Consider the following 21,487-nt stretch of genomic DNA (forward strand, 5'->3'; position numbering starts at 1 on the left):
TCAGAGGCGCGTACCTCCCGACTCACGAATCGAGGCACACCCATGTCTTCGACCCCGCACAGCCCGGTGATCCCCGCAACCACCGACCCTGCCCTCCAGAGGCACCAGCCCACGCCCCCGCTGAAGATCGGCGTCCTCATCGGCAGCGTTCGCCCCGGCCGCTTCGCCGACAAGGTGGCCCGTTGGTTTCTGACGGAGATCGAGCAGCGGGACGACATGGAGACGCATGTCATCGATCTGTCCGAGCCCGCACTCGCCGACGAGCTCAAGCTCACCCTTGAGCGGTCCACCGATCCGGACGCCACCCCGGACGCCCCTCCGACCCTGGCCGAGCGCATCGGCGGGCTCGACGGGTTCGTCGTCGTGACGCCCGAGTACAACCACGGCTACCCGGCCGCCCTGAAGCTGGCCATCGACTACGTCTACCGGGAGTGGCGGGCCAAGCCGGTGGGCTTCGTCTCCTACGGCGGTATGGCCGGGGGACAGCGGGCCGTGGAGCAGCTGCGGCAGGTCTTCGCCGAGCTGCACGCCGTCACCCTGCGGGACACGGTCAGTTTCCACATGGCCTGGGAGCGGTTCGACGACGAGGGCCGCCCCCACGACCAGGACGGCACCGCCAAGGCCGCCGCCGTGCTGCTGGACCAGCTCGCCTGGTGGGGGCTGACCCTGCGGGAGGGGCGTGCCGTCCGGCCGTACGAGGGGTGAGAAGGCAGAGGGCAGAGGGCAGAGGGCCGAGGGCAGAGGGCAAGGGGCCTGTGCCGCGGACCTCTGTCACGGGCCCCAGGTCCACGGACCTCCGTCACCGGCCCCAGTCACGGACCTCCACCGCGGGCCCCAGCCATGGGCCCCAGCCACGGCCCTTCGTCCCAGACCTCCTCCTGGGCGGCCGCTCGCCTCAGGACATCGCCACGCCCGCGAACCGCCCCGCCACCCCCAGGTCCCCCTCCACCCGGCTCGCCGTCTCCATCAGTTCCGGGAGCACGTCCCGTACGCACTCCTGCACCGAACGTCGAGCCGCGTGCATCGCCACGTTCACCGCGGCGACCGCCCGGCCGGTCCGGTCGCGCACCGGGACCGACACCGACCGCACGCCCTCCTCCAACTCCTCGTCGACCAGGGCGTACCCGCGCGCTCGCACGTCCTCCAGCTCGGCCGTCAGGGCCGCGGGGTCCGTGATCGTACGAGGGGTGAGCGGGCGCAGATCCGTAGGGCCGGGCCACCCTCCTGCCGTCGTGGCCCGGTCCGGTACGTCCGCCAGCAGCACCCGGCCCGAAGACGTCGCGTAGGCCGGCAGCCGCGTGCCCACCGCTACATTGACGCTCATCACACGGCCGGTGGCGGCCCGGGCCAAGTACTGGATCTCCTCGCCCGACTCGGTGAGCACCGCCAGTGACGCCGACTCGTGGACCCGGTCGGCGAGTTCGGCCAGGTGGGGGGCGGCGATCTCGGCGAGGGACGTACGGGACAGGGGCGGGAAGCCCAGGGACAGCACGCGCGGCGTCAGCACGAAACCGCGGCTGCCCGAGGGGCGGACCAGGCCGAGATGCCCGTACGTGATGAGTGCCCTGCGTGCCGTCGCCCGCGACAGCCCCGTCGCCCGTGCCACGTCCGTGAGCGTCAGCTCGGCCCGTCCCTCGCCGAAGGCGGTCAGCACGGTCAGCCCGCGCGCCAGCGACTCGACGAACTCCCGGCCCAACTCCTGCTTGGAGGCCCCCGTCCAGATCGCCAGGCCCTCGGGAGCCGTCCCGGACCGCGGCTGCGGCGCCTCGCGCAGTTCGCGTTCCATCTCCGCGACCGCCGCGCGCAGCCGGGGCAGGAGCGTGTCGCGCAGGTCGTCGGCCGTGTGGCGGCTCGTGTGGCTCACCACGCTCGCCACGCATGCGATACGTCCGTTCGCATGCGGCTCCCGCACGGGTACGGACACGGCGACCAGGCCAGGCTCGATCAACTGGTCGTCCAGTGCCCAGCCGTCCCGGCGTGCCCGCGCCGCCCGGCGTTCGAAGTCGGCGTCGGGTGCCGCGTGCTCGCGGGGCGGTACGGCGGGGAAGCCCCGGTCCTGCGGGTCCGTCGCCCGGCGCTCGCGCCAGGCCTGCCACTGCGCGTCCGTCCACTGCGTCGCGAACAGCGGGCCCGGTGCGGTGCGTTCGGCCGGCAGCAGGTCGCCGATGCGGAAGCTGAGGGACATCGCCCGGCGGCGGGTCGCCTGGTGGATGAAGCGGATGCCGTCCAGGTCACCGACCGCCAGCGACACCGACTCGTCCAACTCGTCGGCGAGCGCGTCCGCGTGGGAGGAGAGGAGGGCGGGCAGGCGGAGGGCGGCCAGATAGGAGTTGCCCAGTTCCATCACGCGGGGTGCGAGCAGCACGTCGCGGCCGTCGAGGCGGACGTACCCCATGCGGGCGAGCGTGGAGGTGATCCGGTCCACCGTGGAGCGCGCGAGGCCGGTGGCACGCTCCAGCCCGCTCGCGCTCAGCGTCCCGCCGGCCTCCGTCAGCCTCCACAGCACCGCGACGCCCCGGATCAACGGCGTCACCGCCTCCGCCGGCACAGCACGGTCGTCCAGGGTCGTCTTCGCGGGCATCGGCTCTCCGTACGGCGTCGCAGCAGCCCTAACGGTAATCCCGCCCCGGGCGCGCGTACGCCTGCGTCACCGTCCGGCGCCGTACGTCTACGTAACCCCACGCGCACGTACGTCTCACCCCAACACCCGCTCCCGCTACCCCCTCGTGACCCGCACCCGGTACACCCCCGCCAGGTCCACCGCCACCACCTCCACGCGCACCGCCCGCTTCGCGTCCCGGAACTCCTCGCCCGGTGCGAAGGTCGCGTCGGACAGTTCGGCGTGGACGTTCGGGCTGCGGGTGCAGCCCCCGCTGTCCTGCCGGGAGTCGTGGACCAGTACCGGTCCCATCCCGGTGTCCACCTCCGCGTCGACCTTGTAGACCAGGACGCCGGGGCGGCACACCGCCTCGTCGTTGCCTTCCTTGGTGCGCACCTCGACGGCGTAGCCGCTGCGGCGGTCCAGGGGGATGAAGAGCAGCTTCGGGCCGCCCCTGCGGGCCAGCGGGGTCAGGGCGTGCTCGGTCGTCCCGGAGATGGCCGCGCAGCGTATCTGGGACGTGTCCAGCCAGCCCAGCTTCCACTTGTGCCAGCCGAGCAGGTCGTTGTTGGCCCCCCAGTCCTCGCTCATGATGTCCCAGTGGCCGACCGCGCCCCCGCCCTCCGCGGTGTAGAGGTCGGGCAGGCCGAAGACATGGCCGTTCTCGTGGGGGAGGACCCGGTAGCCGGTGCGGCGGTAGGAGCCGGAGCCGTCGTCCTGGCGGGAGTAGACGAAGGACGCGTTGGCGACGGAGACACCGTCGGCCACCGGGGCCTCGGTGTTGCCCGCGAACGACACCGACAGGACCGTGTCCAGGGCGGAGGGGCCGGCGTTCGGCGTGACCAGCACGTTCAGGAAGTCGTACGAGCGGAAGTCCACCCGGGGATCGGCCGCGGCCACGATGTCCTGGACCAGCTGCCGGTATCCGGGCTCGAAGGGCGCGCCGCGCTCTATGCCGTACGCCCTGAAGGACTTCGGCATGCGCAGCCAGTCGCGGATCGGGGTCTTCGGGCGGTAGTCGAGGCGGCCGTAGGAACTGGTGCGGAACCACTTCTGGGTCTGTGGGAAGAACTCCGCGAAACGGTCGAGCGCGGGGCCCGGGCCGGGCGCGTCGGGGAAGTCGATCATCAGGGTCAGGGCGTGGACCGTGCCCGTGGAGCGGGAGTAGCCGCGTGCCGTCGGTACCCCCTCGGACATCTGGACCGTCGGCCGTCCGGCGATCATGCAGGGGCCGAGGGGAGAGGAGCGGGCCGGTGCTATCGGTCCACCTCCGGCCGCTGTCGGGAGGCCCGCCGTGTGGCCACCGGTGCCTGCCGAGGTGCTGACCGCCAGGGTCAGGGCGGTCACGGAGGCGAGGGCGGCCCCACGGCGGGGGCGTATCCGACGGCGTGGCTGCATGCAGGGGCCCTTCCGTCCATGGCAGCCGCCTGACCGCGCGCTGCACCCTCTCGATCACCCTGTGTCGAGGGATGAGCGGGCGCGCGCTGAAAGAGACCGAACGTGGGTTCTTGCGCGGAGAGATCGTGACCCGGATCACATGAAATCCCTGGCGCAGCGGGAAATAAGCGGGGAGCCCTTCCCCGTTTAGTCAGGTGTCCGAGCGAAACGGGGAAACCCTCCCCGGATCGCCTCACCGGGAGCCCGATCGCTCCCACCTGGAACTCAGGAGTACGCCGTGCAGACCGCACCCCCCGTATCGCGCAAGGCGACCCGGCCGCGCGCCGACGCCCTGCGTAACCGGGAGCGGATCGTCACCGCCGCCCGAGAGTTGTTCGTCGAGTTCGGCCCCGACGTGCCGCTGGACGACATCGCCCGCCGGGCCGGCGTCGGCAACGCCACGGTGTACCGCAACTTCCCCGACCGGGACGCGCTGGTCCGCGAGGTCGTCTGCTCCGTCATGAACCGTACGGTGGCGGCGGCCGAACTCGCGCTCGCCGAGACCGGGGACGCCTTCGAGGCTCTGGAGCGGTTCGTGCACACCGCGGCCGACGAGCGGATCAGCGCGCTGTGCCCGATGATCCAGAGCACGTTCGACCAGCACCACCCGGATCTGGTGGCCGCACGTGAGCGGGTCGAGCAGCTCGTCGGGGAGATCATGGGCCGCGCCAAGGCGGCCGGCCAACTCCGCCCCGACGTGGACGTCGGCGACCTGCTGCTCGCCGCGGCCCAGCTCAGCCGGCCCCCGGCCGGAACCGGGTGCCACATCGCCGACCGCTATGTCCACCGCCATCTCCAGCTGTTCCTGGACGGACTGCGGGCCCCGGCCCGTTCGGTCCTTCCGGGCACGCCGATGACCATGGAGGACCTGCGCCAGGCCTGACCGATCAATTCAGGGCACCACAGCAGTCACCACAACAGTGACCGCAGCAGTCATCGCGGGAGCCGCCACAGCGGTGACCGCAGCAGTGACCCAGCAGGCATTGCGGCAGTCGCCACAACAGGCACCGCAGCAGAACTCAAAAAGTCACAGTCGACGAGTCGTCCCTCTCCTTTCGCTTTCCTTCGTTCTCCTTAGCTTTCTTTCACTTTCCGTCACGAAGTCCCGAAGTGGGTACCCCCATGTCTGAAACGGCCGCAAAGGCTCCAAGAAGCACCCTCGGTGCCGCCGACCCCAACCGCTGGAAAGCGCTCGTCTTCATCGCGCTGGCCCAGCTCATGGTCGTCCTCGACGCGACCATCGTGAACATCGCCCTGCCCTCCGCCCAGCAGGACCTCGGCATCTCCGACGGCAACCGGCAGTGGGTCGTCACGGCCTACGCCCTCGCCTTCGGCGGTCTGCTGCTGTTCGGCGGCCGGATAGCCGACCTGTGGGGCCGCAAGCGGGCCTTCGTCGTCGGTCTGGGCGGTTTCGCCGCCGCCTCCGCGCTGGGCGGCGCGGCCACCAACGAGGCCATGATGTTCGGCGCCCGCGCCCTCCAGGGCGTCTTCGGCGCGCTGCTCGCCCCGGCCGCGCTCTCCCTGCTCGCCGTGATGTTCACGGACGCCAAGGAGCGCGCCAAGGCGTTCGGCATCTACGGTGCGATCGCCGGCGGTGGCGGTGCCGTGGGTCTGATCCTCGGCGGTTTCCTGACCGAGTACCTGGACTGGCGCTGGACCTTCTTCGTCAACATCCCGTTCGCCGTCGTCGCGGCGGCCGGTGCCTGGTTCGTCATCCGTGAGCCGGAGGGCGGCCGCAACCGCTCCCCGCTCGACATCCCCGGCGTGATCCTGTCCACCTTCGGTCTGGTCGCGCTGGTCTACGGCTTCACCCGCGCCGAGTCCGACGGCTGGGGCGACGCGGTGACGGTCGGCATGTTCGTCGCCTCCGGCGTGCTGCTGCTGGCCTTCGTCCTGGTCGAGGCGAAGGTCAAGGCCCCGCTGCTGCCGCTGCGCGTGGTCACCGAGCGCAACCGCGGCGGTGTCTACCTCTCGCTCGGCCTCGCGATCATCGCGATGTTCGGCCTGTTCCTGTTCCTCACGTACTACCTGCAGATCGTCAAGGGCTACTCGCCGGTGGAGACCGGCTTCGCCTTCCTGCCGATGATCGCGGGCATGATCATCGGCTCCACCCAGATCGGCACCCGTCTGATGACCCGGGTCGCCCCGCGCCTGCTGATGGGCCCCGGCTTCCTGGTCGCCGCCCTCGGGATGCTGCTGCTGACCCAGCTGGAGATCGGCTCCTCCTACGCCGCGCTCCTGTTGCCGGCGATGGTGCTGCTCGGCCTCGGTATGGGTACCGCGTTCATGCCGGCCATGTCCCTGGCCACCCAGGGGGTCGAGCCGCAGGACTCCGGTGTCGCCTCCGCGATGGTCAACACCTCTCAGCAGGTGGGCGGCGCGATCGGTACGGCGCTGCTGAACACCATCGCCGCCTCGGCGACCACGGCGTACGTGGCCGACCACATCGCCGGTGCCACCAGCCGGTCCCAGCAGCAGCTGGTCCAGCTGGAAGGCATGGTGCAGGGCTACACCAGCGCGATCTGGTTCGCCGTCGGCATCCTCGTGGTGGCCGCGGCCATCGCCCTGACCTTCGTCAACGCCGGCCGCCCGGGCGGCGCGACGGTGGCGTCCTCGGAGGAGGGCGCCGAGGCCGAGGTGCCGGTGCCGGTCGTCGCGCACTGAGCCCGACGACGGCCGTCCGGTCGTACCCCATGGGACCAGGCGTACGTACGGGGATGGGGACGCTCCGTACGTACCGCCTCCAGGACCTGCCCCGGCTTCGCTGAACGATCCGTCAGCGCAGCCAGGGCAGGTCCGCCCCCGCTTCGCTGGGCTGCAGGCCCTCGGCGACGATCCGCATGATCTCGCCGAGGGCCTTCTGCTGTTCGGGGGTGAGCCGGTCGAACAGCGCCTGGCGCACGGCCTCCACATGGCCCGGCGCGGTCTGCTCCAGCACGCGCAGGCCCTCCTCGGTCAGCACCGCGAACTGGCCCCGCTTGTCGTCGGGGCAGTCCTCGCGCCGCACCCAGCCGTTCTTCTCCAGCCGGGCAACGGCGTGCGAGAGCCGGGAGCGGGTGATCTTCGCGAACATCGCCAGCTCGGTCATGCGCAGCCTGCGCTGCGGGGACTCGGCGAGCTTGACCAGGAGGCTGTAGTAGATGTGCGGCATGCCGGCGTCCCGCTGGAGCTGACGGTCCAGGAAGTCGTCGAGCAGGATGGTCGCGTCGATGTAGGCGCGCCAGACGCGCTGCTCCTCGTCGGTGAGCCAGCGCGGCTGCCCCGCCGCCCCGGACGAGGGCGCGGACGTGGGCGGCTCGGAAGTCGATGCCGTGTTCATGTACTCCACTGTACGAGAGCGCTCCTTGAAAATTTAACTACTTGGTCGTACGGTCGTAGGCGAGGGAAGCTTTAGATTTGAAGCAAGTGGAGCTTCGGCCCCTCGGAAGGAGTGACCGCCATGTCCGCCGCCCTGCAGGAGCGCATGCCCGCTCTGTACCTCAGCCACGGCGCCCCTCCGCTCGCGGACGACCCGGTCTGGCCCGGTGAGCTCGCCGCCTGGGCCGAGCGGCTGCCGCGCCCCAAGGCGATCCTCATCGTCTCCGCCCACTGGGAAGAAGCCCCCCTCGCGATCGGCGCCATCGAGACGGTCCCCCTGGTCTACGACTTCTGGGGGTTCCCCGAGCACTACTACCAGGTGAGGTATGCCGCCCCCGGCGCGCCGGAGCTCGCCGCGTCCGTACGGAAGCTGCTGCGCGCCCCCGGTACACCCGTCCAGGACATCCCGGACCGCGGCCTCGACCACGGCGCCTACGTCCCGCTCGTCGAGATGTACCCCGACGCCGACATCCCCGTCCTGCAGATCTCCATGCCGACCCTCGACCCCGTGCGGCTCATGGACATCGGCCGCAAGCTGGCCCCGCTGCGCGAGGAGGGCGTCCTGATCGTCGGCTCCGGCTTCTTCACCCACAACCTCGCCGCCCTGCGGCAGGGCGGCATCCCCGCCTGGTCGGTGGAGTTCGACGACTGGGGCCGCCGGGCGCTGGAGAACCGCGACTGGGACGGCCTGCTGGACTTCCTCCACAAGGCCCCGGCCGGCCGCTACGCCCACCCGCGCACCGAGCACTTCGCCCCGCTCTTCGTGACCATGGGCGCGGCGGACGCCGCCGGTGAGCTGGACGGGCAGAAGTCGGTGATCGACGGGTTCTGGATGGGGCTCGCCAAGCGCTCGGTGCAGTTCGGCTGAAAGGGCCGACGGGCAACCTTCGGCCGGTGCGGGCCGTCTTCAGGTCCACAGGGGCGGTCAAGGGCGACGCTCCTCCGGCGAGAAGACCTCGGTGACGCATGTGACGGGAATCTCACATACCTGGGTACAGGGGCTGTGGAGGACCTTGAGGTCGCTCGCGGGTGCCCGCCTGACCAGCACCTTTGTGCGTGTCTAGGGCACCTTGTCCGTCGTGCGGCCGGACAGGGTACTGCAAGATCAGAAAAATAGAGGGGCGGGTTGGGAATTCTGTCCTGATTCCAGTCGTTGTTTCCATCGGATGCCGGGCACTCGACAAGAGTCCCAAGCGTTCACAGGACCACCCGCCAGCCCACATCGCAAGGGAGCACGCATGGCAACCCGTGCCGTCGCCCGTCGTCAGTCCGCCACCGGCGAGGCCGTCGACGCGGCAAGCAGTGTTCGCGCCCATGGCGGCGAGATCGCGGACCGCGACCTGGTCGGCATGTACCTAGACGAGATCGCGCGTACGCCGCTTCTCGACGCAGCCAAAGAGGTCGAGCTGTCGCAGATCATCGAGGCGGGTGTGTTCGCAAGGCAGGTCCTCGACGGATACGAGGAGTCCAAGGCGGACGCCACCCGCGAGGAGCTGGAAGCCCTCGTCGCCGACGGCGAGCGGGCCAAGGACATCTTCATCCGCTCCAACCTCCGCCTGGTCGTCGCGGTGGCCCGCCGCTACCCCCGCAGCGGCCTGCCCCTCCTCGACCTGATCCAGGAGGGCAACGCCGGCCTGGTGCGCGCGGTGGAGAAGTTCGACTACCGCAAGGGCTTCAAGTTCTCGACGTACGCGACGTGGTGGATCCGACAGGCCATCACCCGCTCGATAGCCGACCAGTCCCGCACCATCCGGCTCCCCGTCCACCTGGTGGAGGAGCTGGGCCGTATCCGCCGCGTCCAGCGCGAGTTCAACCGGGAGAACGGCCGGGACCCGGAGCCCGCCGAGATCGCCGCCGAACTCGGCTCGACCCCGGAGCGCGTCTCGGACGTCCTGGACTGGGCCCGCGACCCGGTCTCCCTCAACATGTCGGTGGACGACGAGGGCGAGACGCAGTTCGGCGACCTCCTGGAGGACACCTCGGCGGTCTCCCCGGAGCAGTCGGTCCTCACGCTCCTGCGCAGTGAGGAGCTGGACGACCTGATCGGCCGCCTGGACCAGCGCACGGCGTCCATCATCAAGATGCGCTACGGCATCGAGGACGGCCGCGAGCGCACCCTGACCGAGGTCGGCAAGGAACACGGTCTGACGCGCGAACGCATCCGCCAGATCGAGAAGCACGCCCTGCTGGAGCTGAAGAAGCTGGCCCGCAGCACCGGGTTCGACGCCGCGGCGTGACCTTCGCCGAAGGGCGGCCCGGACGGGCCGCCCGCCGACACCCTCCGGGGCGTGCGATCGGCGTCGGCCGCGTACGCCGGGTGGCGAAAGACCGCGCAAACATGGCGATGTAACGCCGCTTCAAGCAGTGGGGCCCAGGGAACAAGACCTCAGGGCAAAGGAGTTCGGGTACCGAGTTGCCCGTTCCGAGACGACCGGTCCTGCCCCGCCCGCACCACGACCTTCGGACCAAGTCCCGACGCACTCCCCCCGGCGCCGGGACTTCCTCAGAGCCGGGCTTCGGCGCCCGTCCCCCCTGGGCGCCGGGGCCCGGCTCCATCTCTCCCGCGTATGAAGAATGGGCCACCCCGTACCTGAACCACGGGGTGGCCCACCCGAATGGCAGATTGTGCCACATGGGCATAGCGTGCCGAACGTGAGCAGCCCCGCACGCCCCTCCACCGCCTCTGGCTCCCTGACGGAGCGCCGCAAGGCGGCGACCCGTATGGAGATCGCACGCGCCGCGGCCGGTCTCTTCGTGAAACAGGGCCTACGAGCCACCCGGGCCGAGGACATCGCCCAGGCCGCCGGTATCGCGCCGCGCACCTTCTACCGCTACTTCGCCACCAAGGAGGAGGCGGTGGCGCCCCTCTACGCGGCCGGCGCCGACCGCTGGTACGAGGCCGTCCGCGGCGCCCCGCCCGAACTCCCCGTGCCCGAAGCCCTGGAGCACGCCGTCCGCCACACCCTGCAGCCCGGCACCGCGGTGTCGGCCGCCTCCTGGGAGTGGGTCCGCACCCTGGTCAACCTGGCCACTTCCAGCCCGGCCCTGCGCAAGGTCTGGGCCGAGGTCTGCCGTGAGGCGGAGACGAGCCTGGCGGCGGTGCTGGCGGACAGGGGTACGCGAAGCGCGGGCGCCGAGCCCGCCGACAACGTTGCCGAGCCGGGCCGGCCGCCCTCCCCGCAGCTCCGCTTCGCGGCCGCGGTGGCCGCGGCGGCCGTACGGGTGGCGGTGGAGACCTGGGCCGCCGGATCGGCCCCCGCCCAGGGCCCGCACGGCCCGGCCGCCCTGGCGCTGCGCAACCTGGAGGCACTGCGCGACTTCCCCTGGGAGAACTCCGCGGGGTGAAGCGCGGCGATACGGGGTGAAGCGCGGCGATGCCGCGCAGCGCCTCCCTCACCCGGCCGCGCGGCTCAACCGTCCCCCCAACTCCGCCACGCACCGCACCAGTTCCTCGGGGGACTCCACCACGAACTCGCAGTCCACCATCGCCAGCCGCACCGCCATCCACTCCACGGCGTCCCCCACGGCCCCCCGCAACCGGCACCGCCGCCCCTCGTCGATCGCCTCCGGCGTTCCCAGCCACCTCGGCAGCCGGGCGGTGACGAACTCCACGGGCGCACCGAACGTCACTGAGAACTCGTACGTCTCCTGCCGCCGCCGCATCGACTGCCGCAGATACTCCGCCGCACTCCCGGCCGGCAACTCCCGCGGGGCGAACCGCGCGCCCGTGGCGAACGGCTCGCTCACCCGGTCGACGCGGAACGTCCGCCAGTCCTCCCGGTCCAGGTCGTACGCCACGAGATACCAGCGCCGCCCCGTCGACACCAGCCGGTACGGCTCGACCGAGCGACGCGACTTCGTGCCGTCCCCCGCCTGGTACGCGAACCGCAGCCGCTCGCGCCCCGCCACGCTCGACGCCATCACCGTCAGCGTCTCGGGCGCGATGCTCGCCCCGTCCCCGCTGATGAGCGGCATCGTCGCCGCCTGCAACGTGGACACCCGATGCCGCAGCCGCGCCGGCAGCACCTGCTCCAGCTTCGCCAGCGCCCGTACCGACGCCTCCTCCACTCCCTCGACCGCGTGCCCGGCACCGGCCCGCAGGCCGACCGCGATCGCCACGGCCTCCTCGTCGTCGAGCACCAGAGGCGGCATCGCCTTGCCCGCGACGAGCCGGTAGCCCCCGTCGGCCCCCTTGGTCGCCTGCACCGGATATCCCAGTTCCCGCAGTCGGTCGATGTCCCGTCGCACCGTGCGCCGCGACACCCCGAGCCGGTCGGCGAGCTCGCCACCGGGCCACTCGCGAGGCGTCTGAAGGAGGGACAGGAGCGTCAGCAGCCTTGCCGGAGTATCCGTCGTCATACATTCGAGAATGCCGCACAAGTAGGACACGATCTGACCTAGTGCGGGAATAGCTTTCTTGCCATGACCTCAGCCGAGACGCAGCGCGCGACCGCGACACAGACAGAACCCGCCCCTCCCACCGCCGACCGCCGACGCTGGTTCGCGCTCGCGATCGTGATGACCGCGGCCTTCATGGACCTCGTCGACGTCACGATCGTCAACATCGCCATCCCGTCGATCCAGCGCGACGCCGGCGCGACCTTCGGCCAGATCCAGTGGATCACCGCCGGTTACGCCCTCGCCTTCGCCGCCGGCCTGATCACGGGCGGCCGTCTCGGTGACATACACGGCCGCAAGCGGGTGTTCCTCATCGGCATCGGCGGCTTCACCGTCGCCTCGGCGCTGTGCGGCTTCGCCGCGAACCCGGAGATGCTGGTCGCCTCCCGCCTCCTGCAGGGCGCGATGGCGGCGCTGATGGTCCCGCAGGTCCTGTCGATCGTGCACGCCACCTTCCCGGCCCACGAACGCGGCAAGGTCTTCGGCCTGTTCGGCGCGGTCGTCGGCCTCGGTGCGGTCACCGGACCGCTGCTGGGCGCGCTGCTCACGGAGTGGAACCTGTTCGGCCTCGAATGGCGCCCGATCTTCCTCATCAACCTCCCGGTGGGCATCGCGGGCCTGATCCTCGGCAGCCGCTTCATCACCGAGTCCAAGGCCCCGAAGGCCCTGAAGCTGGACCTCGTCGGCGTCGCCCTGGTCACCCTCGGCCTGCTGATGCTGCTGTACCCGCTGACCCGCGGCCGCGAGCTGGGCTGGCCGCTGTGGGGGTACGTGTCGATGGCGGGCGCGGTCGTGGTCCTCGCGGCGCTGGTGGCGTACGAGAAGCGGAAGGCCGCCCGCGACGGCTCCCCGCTGGTCGAACTGTCGCTGTTCAAGGTGAAGAGCTTCGCGGCCGGCATCGCCGTCCAGACGGTCTTCGGCGTGGCGCTCGGCATCTTCTTCCTGGTCTGGACGATGTACATGCAGTTCGGCCTGGGCTGGAGCCCGCTGAAGGCCGGCCTGACCGGGATCCCGTTCTCGATCGCCGTCTCGACGGCGGCCGGCATGTCCGTCCAGAAACTGGTCCCGCGCTTCGGCCGCAAGGTGCTCCAGGCGGGCGCGCTGGTGATGGCGGTCGGCGTTCTGCTCTACATCTGGGAGTCCGCCCACTACGGCCTGTCCATCGAGCCCTGGCAGATGGCGCTGCCCCTGGTCGTCATGGGTGTCGGCATGGGCCTGATCGTGGCCCCGCTGACGGACGCGATCCTGTCCGAGGTGCCGCGTGAGCACTCGGGCTCGGCGTCCGGCCTCATCAGCACCGTCCAGCAGATGGGCAACGCGCTCGGCCTCGGCCTGGTCTCGGTGGTCTTCTTCGGCGTCATCGACGACCGGCTGTCCGAGGGCGCCCGGGGCCCGGCGGTGGGCGCGGCCTTCGCGGACGGCTTCCAGCACGCGCTGGGCTGGGTGGCCGCGGTGATGGGCGCCATCTTCCTGCTGATGTTCGCGCTGCCCAGGCGCCCGGCACAGCATGTCGAGGGAGCGGCCGACGTCCCGTCGCCGACGGGGGAGAAGGAGCCGGCGCTGGTGTCCTGAGCGGGCACGGCGGTCCAGGAGCGGGGGAGTGGCCCGGCACTTCGGTGCCGGGCCACTCGTGTGTCCGGGGGCGGGGGGTGTCGGGCCGGCGGACGACGGGTGTGTCTTGTTCGGGGGCCGGCGGACGGCGGGTGTGCCTCGTGTGGGGGCCGGCGGACGGCGGGTGCACCCCGTGGGGGCACTGCCCCGGCGGCGGGTGCTCGCTGCTTGGTGCGCGTTCGTTCGCTTCCGTTCCCGCCCGTCAACCGCCAACAGGGAAGCCCGATCATGCCTGATTGGGCCCGTATCTGTTTACTTTCCGGAAATCTGGGCGTAGCCTCCCAAGCGAAACCACAAGTTCGGGCATGGTTCGGAGGCAAGCGGACATGTATGCACCGGAGCGGCAGCAGGAGATCCTCCGACTCGCTCGTGAGGGCGGCAGAGTGGACGTCCTGTCGCTGGCCGAGGAGTTCCAGGTGACGGCGGAGACGATCCGCCGCGATCTGAAGGCCCTCGACCGCGCCGGGCTCGTGCGCCGTGTGCACGGTGGCGCGATCCCGGCCGGGCGCCTGGACTTCGAGCCGGACATCGCCGAGCGCGAGTCGACGGCCGCCGACGAGAAGGACCGGATCGCCAAGGCGGCCCTCGTCGAGCTTCCCACCGAGGGCACGATGATCCTCGACGCCGGTACGACGGTGGCCCGCCTGGCCGCAGCCCTTCCGCTGGACGCGTCCCTGACCGTCGTCACCCACAGCCTGCCCATCGCGGCCCGCCTCGCGGACCACCCCGGCATCCAGCTCCACCTCATCGGAGGGCGCGTACGGCACCGTACGCGCGCCGCCGTGGACGCCTGGGCGCTGCGCGCGTACGGCGAGATCCGCGCCGACGTCCTGTTCGTCGCGGCCAACGGCTTCTCTGACGACCACGGTCTGACCACCCCCGACCTCGCCGAGGCGGCGGTCAAGCGCGCGGCCGTGGCCGCCGCCCGCCGGGTGGTGCTGCTGGCCGACTCCTCCAAGTACGGCCAGGAGCACTTCGCCCGCTTCGGCGACCTGAGCGACGTGGACCTGCTGATCACCGACAGCGGGCTGAGCTCCGAAGACGCCACCGCCATCGAGCGCGGCGGCACGGAAGTGGTGCGTGCATGATCCTCACCGTCACCCCCAACCCCTCCCTGGACCGCACCTACGAGGTCCCCTCACTCGACCGCGGCGAGGTCATCCGCGCCACCGGCGAGCGCATGGACCCGGGCGGCAAGGGTGTGAACGTCTCACGGGCGGTCACGGCCGCCGGGCGGCGCACCATCGCGGTCCTGCCCCTGGGAGGTGCGCCCGGCGCGCTCGTCGCCGACCTGCTCGACGCGCAGGGCATCGAGGTCACGGCGGTGCGGATCGCCGGGGCCACCCGCTCGAACATCGCCCTCGCCGAGTCGGACGGCGTGCTGACGAAGATCAACGCTCCGGGTCCCGAGCTGTCGCCGGCCGAGCAGGAGCTGCTGCTGGAGACGGTGCGCGAGCACTCGCGCGACGCGGACTGGATCGCCTGCTGCGGGAGCCTGCCGCGGGGGCTCGCACCGTCCTGGTACGCCGATGTGGTCGCGCGGGCGCACGCCGGGGGTGCGCGGATCGCGCTGGACACCTCCGGGCGTGCCCTCCTCGAAGCCCTGCGGGCCCGGCCGGACGTGGTGAAGCCGAACGCCGAGGAACTCGCCGAAGCCGTCGGGCGCCCCCTGACCACCGTGGGTGACGCCCTGAAGGCGGCCGAGGAGGTGCGCGAGATGGGTGCGCAGGCCGTGCTCGCGAGTCTGGGCGCCGACGGGCAGCTGCTGGTCGACGGCTCGGGTGCCTGGTTCGGCAGCGCGCGCGTCGACGTCGTGCGCAGCAATGTCGGCGCCGGCGACTCCTCCCTAGCTGGCTTCCTCATCGCCGGTGGCAGCGGACCGCAGGCCCTCGCCTCGGCGGTCGCCCACGGCGCGGCGGCCGTACAGCTGCCCGGCAGCGTGATGCCGTCCCCGGACGACCTGGACCTGTCGGCGGTCACGGTCACGTCCGAGGTGCCGGAGGGCCGCGTACTCAAGGAGCCGGTGTCATGACGAATGCCGCGATTGTCACAGTTCTTGCGGATCCGCCGGGTGAGCGGCGAAGCTCGCCCTTACTCACGGCCGCGGACGGACGGCAGCGCCCCCTGAGCCGCTCTGCCGCCCCGGGGAGGCGGGGTTTCCCCGGCCTCGCCTCCCCCTCCACCCCCCACCGCGTTCCCGCCACCCCCTCTCGCACCCCCGTCCCCCTCCCCGCCCAGCAGACTCCCCGGGCGATACGCGTGCTAAGGAGCCCGCGATGAGCGACATGATCACCGCGGACCTGGTCGATCTCGACCTGTCCGCCGACACGAAGGAAGCGGCGGCGCGTGCCCTCGCCGAGCGCATGGTGGCTCTGGGCCGGGTCATCGACCTGGACGGCTTCCTCGCCGACGTGGCCGCCCGCGAGGCGCAGATGCCGACCGGCCTCGACGGCGGCATCGGTATCCCGCACTGCCGCAGCGAGCACGTCACCGAGCCGACGCTCGCCTTCGGACGCAGCGCCGCCGGTATCGACTTCGGCGCGGCGGACGGTCCCGCGGACCTGATCTTCCTGATCGCCGCTCCGGCCGGCGCGGACGACGCCCATCTGACGATCCTTTCGTCGCTGGCCAGGCAGCTGATGAACGCCGAGTTCACGGACGCGCTCCGGTCGGCCGGCGACCCGGCGACGGCGGCGGCGCTGATCCGGGGCGAGGAGCCCCCGGCGGCCGAGGCCGCCGACGCCCGTTCCGAAGACTCCGTGGCGTCGTCGGCGGCGGCCTCCGCCGACGACGCCACGGGCACCACCCCCGACGCCCTGACGAAGCCGTCCGAGGACCGCCCCTTCCGGATCGTCGCCGTCACCTCCTGCCCGACCGGCATCGCCCACACCTACATGGCGGCCGAGTCCCTGGAGAACGCGGGCCGCGACGCGGGCGTGGAGATCGTCGTCGAGACGCAGGGCTCGGCCGGCTTCACCCGGCTCGACCCGGCCGTCATCGCGGCGGCGGACGGCGTGATCTTCGCCCATGACGTGGCCGTACGGGAGAAGGACCGGTTCGCCGGCAAGCCCACCGTGGACACCGGCGTGAAGGCGGGCATCAACCGCCCCGCCGAACTCATCGCCGAGGTGCGCGAGAAGGCGGCCCGCGGCGAGGTCACGGCCGCGGCCCGGCCCGGCACCCCGGTCGAGCGCGCCGGCGAGCCCGGCGAGGGCTACGGCACCAAGCTGCGCAAGTGGCTGATGTCCGGGGTCAGTTACATGGTCCCGTTCGTCGCGGCCGGCGGTCTGCTGATCGCCCTCGGCTTCGCGATCGGCGGCTGGGAGATCAACAAGGCCAAGCCGGTCACCGAGCAGTTCGACTGGCTCCAGGTCGACAGCTGGGCGGCGCTGCTGTTCCAGATCGGCGTCGTCGCCTTCGGCTTCCTGATCCCCGTCCTGGCCGGCTACATCGCCTACGGCATGGCGGACCGGCCCGGTCTCGTGCCCGGCTTCGTCGGCGGCATGATCGCGGCCGACATCAACGCGGGCTTCCTCGGTGGCCTGGCCGCCGGTCTGATCGCCGGTGCCGTCGTCCTCGGCATCCAGCGGATCAAGATCCCGCCGGTGCTGCGCGGCATCATGCCGGTGGTCGTGATCCCGCTGATCTCCTCCATGGTCGTCGGCTTCCTGATGCTGGTCGTGATCGGCAAGCCCATCGCCGAGGCCCAGAAGGCCATGACGGACTGGCTGGGCGGCCTCTCCGGCACCAACGCCGTCCTGCTCGGCATCCTGCTCGGCCTGATGATGTGCTTCGACCTGGGCGGCCCGGTCAACAAGGTCGCCTACGCCTTCGCCACCGCCGGCATCACCGCGCAGGACCCGAGCGACTCCGCGATGAAGGTGATGGCCGCCGTGATGGCCGCGGGCATGGTCCCGCCGCTGGGCATGGCCCTGGCCACCACGGTCCGCAAGAAGCTGTTCACCACCGCCGAGCGTGAGAACGGCAAGGCGGCCTGGGTGCTGGGAGGTTCCTTCATCACCGAGGGCGCGATCCCGTTCGCCGCGGCCGACCCGCTGCGCGTGATCCCGGCCTCCATGGCGGGCGGTGCGGTCACCGGCGCGCTGACCATGTCCTTCGGCTCGACCCTGCGCGCCCCGCACGGCGGTGTCTGGGTCACCCTGCTGATCGGCAAGCCGGTGCTCTACCTGCTCGCCATCGCCATCGGCACGGTGGTCACGGCAGGGCTGGTCATCCTCCTCAAGGGCATGCGCAAGACGACCCCGGAGGGCACGACGGCCGCCGAGTCCCCGGCCGCCGAGGCCACGTCGGCCAAGCAGCCGGTCGCGGCGTAAGCACTCCGCCCGGCAGGCTCCCGCTTGTCCCTTTGGGGCGCTGTGAGTTGTTCACGGCACCTGCGAGATACGTCACGGTCCGGGCCCAAAGGCCCGGACCGTGGTGTCTACTGGAACGCATGCCTGAGCACGTCTCGTTCCTCCAGCTACTGGGCCCGGTCGTCCTCGCCCTGGCTGCCGTGCTGTGGGTGATCGGGCTGGTCCGTGTCCTTCGCGCCACCCGCCCCGGCGTGTCGCCGCGGCACGTGAACCCGGCGCTCCCCGCGCTCCCGCACCAGCGGCAGACCCCGCCCGAGCGGGAGGCCGTGGAACTGACCGCGGCGGAACGAGACGCCTTCGCCGGACTGGTACGACAGCTCGGCGACGGCCGCTGACCGACCGTCCGGGGCTTACGAGACCTGGGCCGCCCGCCGCTCCATCGCGTCCCGCGCCGCGTCCTCGTCGACGTACACCTCGCACATGTGCCGCCCGTCCGGGGTCGCCGTGTGCTCGACCTCCCAGAGGGAGACCTCGCTGCCGTCGCGCAGCAGGAAGGCGTGCTCGTAGAGCGAGAAACACAACCCGGCGCGGCCCACCCGGCACGGCCGTCCGAACGCCTGCGTGATCTGATGCGCGCGCGCCGTGGCGAGCAGCGCGGCCGTCTTGGCGTCCGGCCGGTCGGCGTTCTCGGCGCGGCGCAGAAGCCGGCGTGCGTGGTCCGCCGAGCCGTCCGGTACGTAGGCGTGCCGCGGCGAGGGGATCGGCGACAGCTGGACGGTCACCGGCAGTTCGAAGTCCGGTGCGTCCGGCGGCAGCGGCAGCCGCGCGGTCGCGGCGCGCAGCTCCTCCTCGTCGACGTACACCTCGTGCTGCGGCGCCCCGTCCCGCGCGGTGTTGTGGACGAGCTCCCACAGGGTGAGCGCCGAGCCGTCCGCGAGCAGCCAGGTGTGCCGGTACGTCTCGCGGTGCAGCCCCGCGCTGTGGTGCGCGGAGTGCAGCGAGCTGTCGTGAGCCAGCGCGCAGTCGAGCAGCCTTATCGTCTCGTCGGGCAACTCGAAGGAGTTCAGGGCGCGGCCGAGGAGCCGCGCGAGGTGCTCATCCGGAGACTCCGGCGACTCGGGTGGTTCGTACGCTGCCGTCTCGTACGGAACGCTCAAGGTTTCTCCCGGCGTTGCTGCATGTCACCTTGTGGGTGCATACCGTAGCCCCTCGGTCGGACATCATGTCCGGGAACCGAGAAAACGTACGTCCGGTGAAACGCTCGGGCCGCGCGAGAAGTTCCCGCGCGGCCCGACGTACTGTCAAGAATCCCTGTTCGGAGGGTACTTCGGTGGCTCAGACAGCGCTGCCCGCGATCCACTGGCTCCACGGCATGTTCCAGCCGTTGAGTCCGTTGTCCGGGGTCACGTCCTTGTCCGGGCTGTTCTTGACGATCACCACGTCGCCGAGGAGCGAGTTGTCGTAGAACCACTTGGAGGGCGTGTCCCCCTGTCCGCCCTTCACGTCCTGCAGACCGACGCAGCCGTGGCTGGTGCCCTGGCGGCCGAAGGGCGGGTTGCCCTTGTTGTACCAGTAGTTGCCGTGGATGTAGGTGCCCGACTTCGTCAGGCGCATCGCGTGCGGCACATCCTTGATGTCGTAGGCGTCGGCGAGGTTGACGGTGCGGCTGTCCATGTGGAGCTGCTTGGCCTTCTCGGAGATCACCATCTGGCCGTTGTAGGTGGAGAACTCCGAGCTGCCCGCCGAGATCGGCACGGACTTGATCGTCTTTCCGTCCCGCACGACCGTCATCGTCTGCGTGTCGACGTCGACCGTGGAGACCTGTGAGCGCCCGACGGTGAAGGTGACGGTCTTCTTCTGCACCCCGCGGACGCCGTTCGCGCCCTCGACGCCGTCCAGGTCGATCTTCATCGTGACCTTGGACCCGGTCTTCCAGTACTCCTGGGGCCGGAAGTCGAGCCGCTGCGTCCCGAACCAGTGCCCGACCACCTTCTGCCCACTGCTGGACGTGACCGTGATGTGCGACTGAACGGCCTTCTTGTCGCTGATCGCCTTGTCGAACGTGAACGACACGGGCATGCCGACGCCGACCGTCGTGCCGTCGTCGGGCGTGTACGTGCCGATGAAGCTGCCCGCGGGCGTGACCGTGGTGAACGTCGAGTCGGCGGTGGCCCTGCGCCCGTCGCCGTCCTCGGCGGTGGCCGCGATCCGGTACTTCGTCCCTCGCTCCAGCTGCTCCTTGGGCTTCCAGCTGCCGCCGTCGGCGGACAGGGAGCCCGGCACGGACTGCCCGGTCTCCGCCACCGTCATCTTCACGTCGGTCAGTTCGCCGTCACTGACCTTCACGCCGGTCGTGTTGATCGACGCTCCGGTCGAGCCGTTCTTCGCCGAGATCGCTATCCTCGCGGCGGACGTGGACCCGTCCTTGCCGCCGCCCTTGCCGTCCTCCTTGCCGGCGTCGCCGCTCCCGCCGCAGGCGGTGAGAGTCAGGGCGCCGATCATCAGGGCGGCACAGGCCCCCAGCGCGGGCCGTGCTGCTATGTCCGGCGTTGTCACGATCTACTCCATATTCATGCGGTCTGCGGGATCCGTTCCGTTCCACGGTGGAAGAGGCCACCGTCACGGGAGCGGGTTCCCCACGTGCGCAGTGAACGCCATCACGTGACAGAACCGCGACAATCACCCACACGGGACCGGGGCACCGCCGCGCCCGCCCCGCTCGTCACGGGCTGCCGTACAACTCCCGGTACGAAGGCCACACTCCGCCCGGCCCGTCCACCGACTCGGCCGCCCGCACCGCACGCACGATCGCGCGCGTCACCGCGTCCGCGCCCGCCGCGAGAAGCTCGTTCAACGCGAGGGGACGCTCGGCGTCCAGCGGGCGCTCCCCGGTGGCCAGCGCGAACACCGTGTCCCCGTCGTTGAGCAGATGCACCGGCCGCACGGCACGCGCGATGCCGTCGTGCGCCGTACCGGCCAGCTTCTGCGCCTGCGCCTTGGACAGCCGTGCGTCGGTGCCGACCACCGCGAGCGTGGTGTTCAGCGGTGGCGGCGCGTTCTTCACGGCCAGCTCGGCGAGGTGCCGGCGCGCGGCCTCGTGCACGCTCTGGGCCGGGTACTCCACCCGGCCCTGGAACAACTCCCCGTACAGGACCCCCGTTTCGGGATCCACGGCCGACCCCGCCGCGTTGGCCACCACGAGAGCGGCCACCGTGATCCCCGAGTCCAGGACGATGCTCGCCGAGCCGATCCCGCCCTTGACCGGCCCGACCGTGGCCCCGGTACCGGCACCCACGCAGCCCTGCGCCACCGGCGTGCCGGGTTCGCTCGCCGCGGCCGCCTCGACCGCCGCCCGACCGGTGGCCGCGTCCGGCCGCGCCCGGAAGTCGCCACCCCGCCCGAGGTCGAACACGCACGCCGCGGGCACCACCGGCACCACATGCGCCGGATCCACCCCGACCCGCACCCCACGGCCGCGCTCCTCCAGCCAGGCCATCACCCCGGACGCCGCGTCGAGCCCGTACGCGCTGCCGCCGGTCAGCACGATCGCCTCGACCCGCTGCACGACGTTGCGCGGATCGAGCGCGTCGGTCTCCTTGGTGCCAGGGCCGCCGCCGCGGACGTCCACGGCGGCGACCGCCCCGCCCTCGGGTGCGAGGACGACCGTGGTGCCGGTGAGCCAACCGTCGCCGGAACGGGTCGCATGGCCCACCCGCAGCCCCGCGACATCTGTCAGAGCGTCAACTGTCATGCGCCCAGTGTCGTCCAGCGA

At 71.4% G+C, this 21,487-nt stretch carries 18 protein-coding genes; 11 read left to right on the top strand and 7 right to left on the bottom strand.

The features are described 5' to 3' along the window. The first annotated feature begins 42 nt into the window (after positions 1 to 42). The gene (locus ACWCPI_RS14865; protein ID WP_451038482.1) at positions 43 to 705 is read left to right on the top strand and encodes an NADPH-dependent FMN reductase; all 663 of its coding nucleotides are present in this window, start codon (positions 43 to 45) and stop codon (positions 703 to 705) included. A 190-nt stretch (positions 706 to 895) separates the two neighbouring features. Here the strand turns inward: ACWCPI_RS14865 and ACWCPI_RS14870 are convergent, their stop codons facing one another. Then, positions 896 to 2,581: an IclR family transcriptional regulator domain-containing protein gene (locus ACWCPI_RS14870; RefSeq protein WP_451038483.1), complete on the bottom strand. Its 1,686-nt coding sequence runs from the start codon at positions 2,579 to 2,581 to the stop codon at positions 896 to 898. Positions 2,582 to 2,716: 135 nt separating this feature from the next. Next, positions 2,717 to 3,997: a M6 family metalloprotease domain-containing protein gene (locus ACWCPI_RS14875; RefSeq protein ID WP_451038484.1), complete on the bottom strand. Its 1,281-nt coding sequence runs from the start codon at positions 3,995 to 3,997 to the stop codon at positions 2,717 to 2,719. A 277-nt stretch (positions 3,998 to 4,274) separates the two neighbouring features. Here ACWCPI_RS14875 and ACWCPI_RS14880 point away from each other — a divergent pair, with 277 nt between their 5' ends. Together ACWCPI_RS14880 and ACWCPI_RS14885 are read left to right on the top strand one after the other, a co-directional pair. After that, positions 4,275 to 4,919: a TetR/AcrR family transcriptional regulator gene (locus ACWCPI_RS14880; RefSeq protein WP_451038485.1), complete on the top strand. Its 645-nt coding sequence runs from the start codon at positions 4,275 to 4,277 to the stop codon at positions 4,917 to 4,919. Positions 4,920 to 5,158: 239 nt separating this feature from the next. Further along, entirely contained in the window at positions 5,159 to 6,700 is a 1,542-nt protein-coding gene (locus tag ACWCPI_RS14885) for an MFS transporter (protein WP_451038486.1), read from the top strand. 112 nt (positions 6,701 to 6,812) lie between these two features. Here ACWCPI_RS14885 and ACWCPI_RS14890 read toward each other — a convergent pair whose 3' ends face one another. Continuing rightward, positions 6,813 to 7,355, bottom strand: a complete 543-nt coding sequence (locus ACWCPI_RS14890; RefSeq protein WP_451038487.1) for a MarR family winged helix-turn-helix transcriptional regulator — start codon at positions 7,353 to 7,355, stop codon at positions 6,813 to 6,815. Between the two features lie 120 nt (positions 7,356 to 7,475). On the opposite strand from ACWCPI_RS14890, the gene ACWCPI_RS14895 reads away from it, so the two are divergent. The 3 genes from ACWCPI_RS14895 (at position 7,476) to ACWCPI_RS14905 (ending at position 10,738) form a co-directional block, all read left to right on the top strand. Then, positions 7,476 to 8,261, top strand: coding sequence for a dioxygenase family protein (locus tag ACWCPI_RS14895; RefSeq protein WP_451038488.1), 786 nt, complete (start codon positions 7,476 to 7,478; stop codon positions 8,259 to 8,261). 370 nt (positions 8,262 to 8,631) lie between these two features. Beyond that, positions 8,632 to 9,630, top strand: coding sequence for a sigma-70 family RNA polymerase sigma factor (locus tag ACWCPI_RS14900; protein WP_019758035.1), 999 nt, complete (start codon positions 8,632 to 8,634; stop codon positions 9,628 to 9,630). 484 nt (positions 9,631 to 10,114) lie between these two features. Then, positions 10,115 to 10,738, top strand: a complete 624-nt coding sequence (locus ACWCPI_RS14905; RefSeq protein WP_451038533.1) for a TetR/AcrR family transcriptional regulator — start codon at positions 10,115 to 10,117, stop codon at positions 10,736 to 10,738. 48 nt (positions 10,739 to 10,786) lie between these two features. On the opposite strand, the gene ACWCPI_RS14910 is transcribed toward ACWCPI_RS14905, so the two are convergent. After that, positions 10,787 to 11,752, bottom strand: coding sequence for a helix-turn-helix transcriptional regulator (locus tag ACWCPI_RS14910; protein WP_451038489.1), 966 nt, complete (start codon positions 11,750 to 11,752; stop codon positions 10,787 to 10,789). Positions 11,753 to 11,815: 63 nt separating this feature from the next. On the opposite strand from ACWCPI_RS14910, the gene ACWCPI_RS14915 reads away from it, so the two are divergent. The 5 genes from ACWCPI_RS14915 (at position 11,816) to ACWCPI_RS14935 (ending at position 18,110) form a co-directional block, all read left to right on the top strand. Next, positions 11,816 to 13,363: an MFS transporter gene (locus ACWCPI_RS14915; RefSeq protein WP_451038490.1), complete on the top strand. Its 1,548-nt coding sequence runs from the start codon at positions 11,816 to 11,818 to the stop codon at positions 13,361 to 13,363. A gap of 365 nt (positions 13,364 to 13,728) precedes the next feature. Beyond that, on the top strand, positions 13,729 to 14,490 hold the full coding sequence (locus tag ACWCPI_RS14920) for a DeoR/GlpR family DNA-binding transcription regulator (protein WP_451038491.1): 762 nt from the start codon (positions 13,729 to 13,731) through the stop codon (positions 14,488 to 14,490). Further along, a complete protein-coding gene (gene pfkB / locus ACWCPI_RS14925) occupies positions 14,487 to 15,434 on the top strand; it encodes a 1-phosphofructokinase (protein WP_451038492.1) in 948 nt (315 codons plus the stop codon). The genes ACWCPI_RS14920 and pfkB overlap by 4 nt, the downstream gene beginning before the upstream one ends. Before the next feature lie 244 nt (positions 15,435 to 15,678). Beyond that, entirely contained in the window at positions 15,679 to 17,736 is a 2,058-nt protein-coding gene (locus ACWCPI_RS14930) for a PTS fructose transporter subunit IIABC (protein ID WP_451038493.1), read from the top strand. A 119-nt stretch (positions 17,737 to 17,855) separates the two neighbouring features. Further along, positions 17,856 to 18,110 carry a hypothetical protein gene (locus ACWCPI_RS14935; RefSeq protein ID WP_451038494.1) on the top strand — a complete coding sequence of 85 codons (255 nt, stop codon included), beginning with the start codon at positions 17,856 to 17,858 and terminating at the stop codon, positions 18,108 to 18,110. Positions 18,111 to 18,125: 15 nt separating this feature from the next. On the opposite strand, the gene ACWCPI_RS14940 is transcribed toward ACWCPI_RS14935, so the two are convergent. From ACWCPI_RS14940 to ACWCPI_RS14950, 3 genes are all read right to left on the bottom strand, one after another. After that, positions 18,126 to 18,872 carry a DUF6227 family protein gene (locus tag ACWCPI_RS14940; RefSeq protein ID WP_451038495.1) on the bottom strand — a complete coding sequence of 249 codons (747 nt, stop codon included), beginning with the start codon at positions 18,870 to 18,872 and terminating at the stop codon, positions 18,126 to 18,128. Between the two features lie 178 nt (positions 18,873 to 19,050). Next, complete coding sequence (locus tag ACWCPI_RS14945) at positions 19,051 to 20,271, bottom strand: L,D-transpeptidase (RefSeq protein ID WP_451038496.1); 1,221 nt, start codon at positions 20,269 to 20,271, stop codon at positions 19,051 to 19,053. 166 nt (positions 20,272 to 20,437) lie between these two features. Beyond that, on the bottom strand, positions 20,438 to 21,466 hold the full coding sequence (locus ACWCPI_RS14950) for a P1 family peptidase (RefSeq protein WP_451038497.1): 1,029 nt from the start codon (positions 21,464 to 21,466) through the stop codon (positions 20,438 to 20,440). Positions 21,467 to 21,487 lie beyond the last annotated feature (21 nt).

This window comes from Streptomyces sp. NPDC001920, assembly GCF_053594495.1.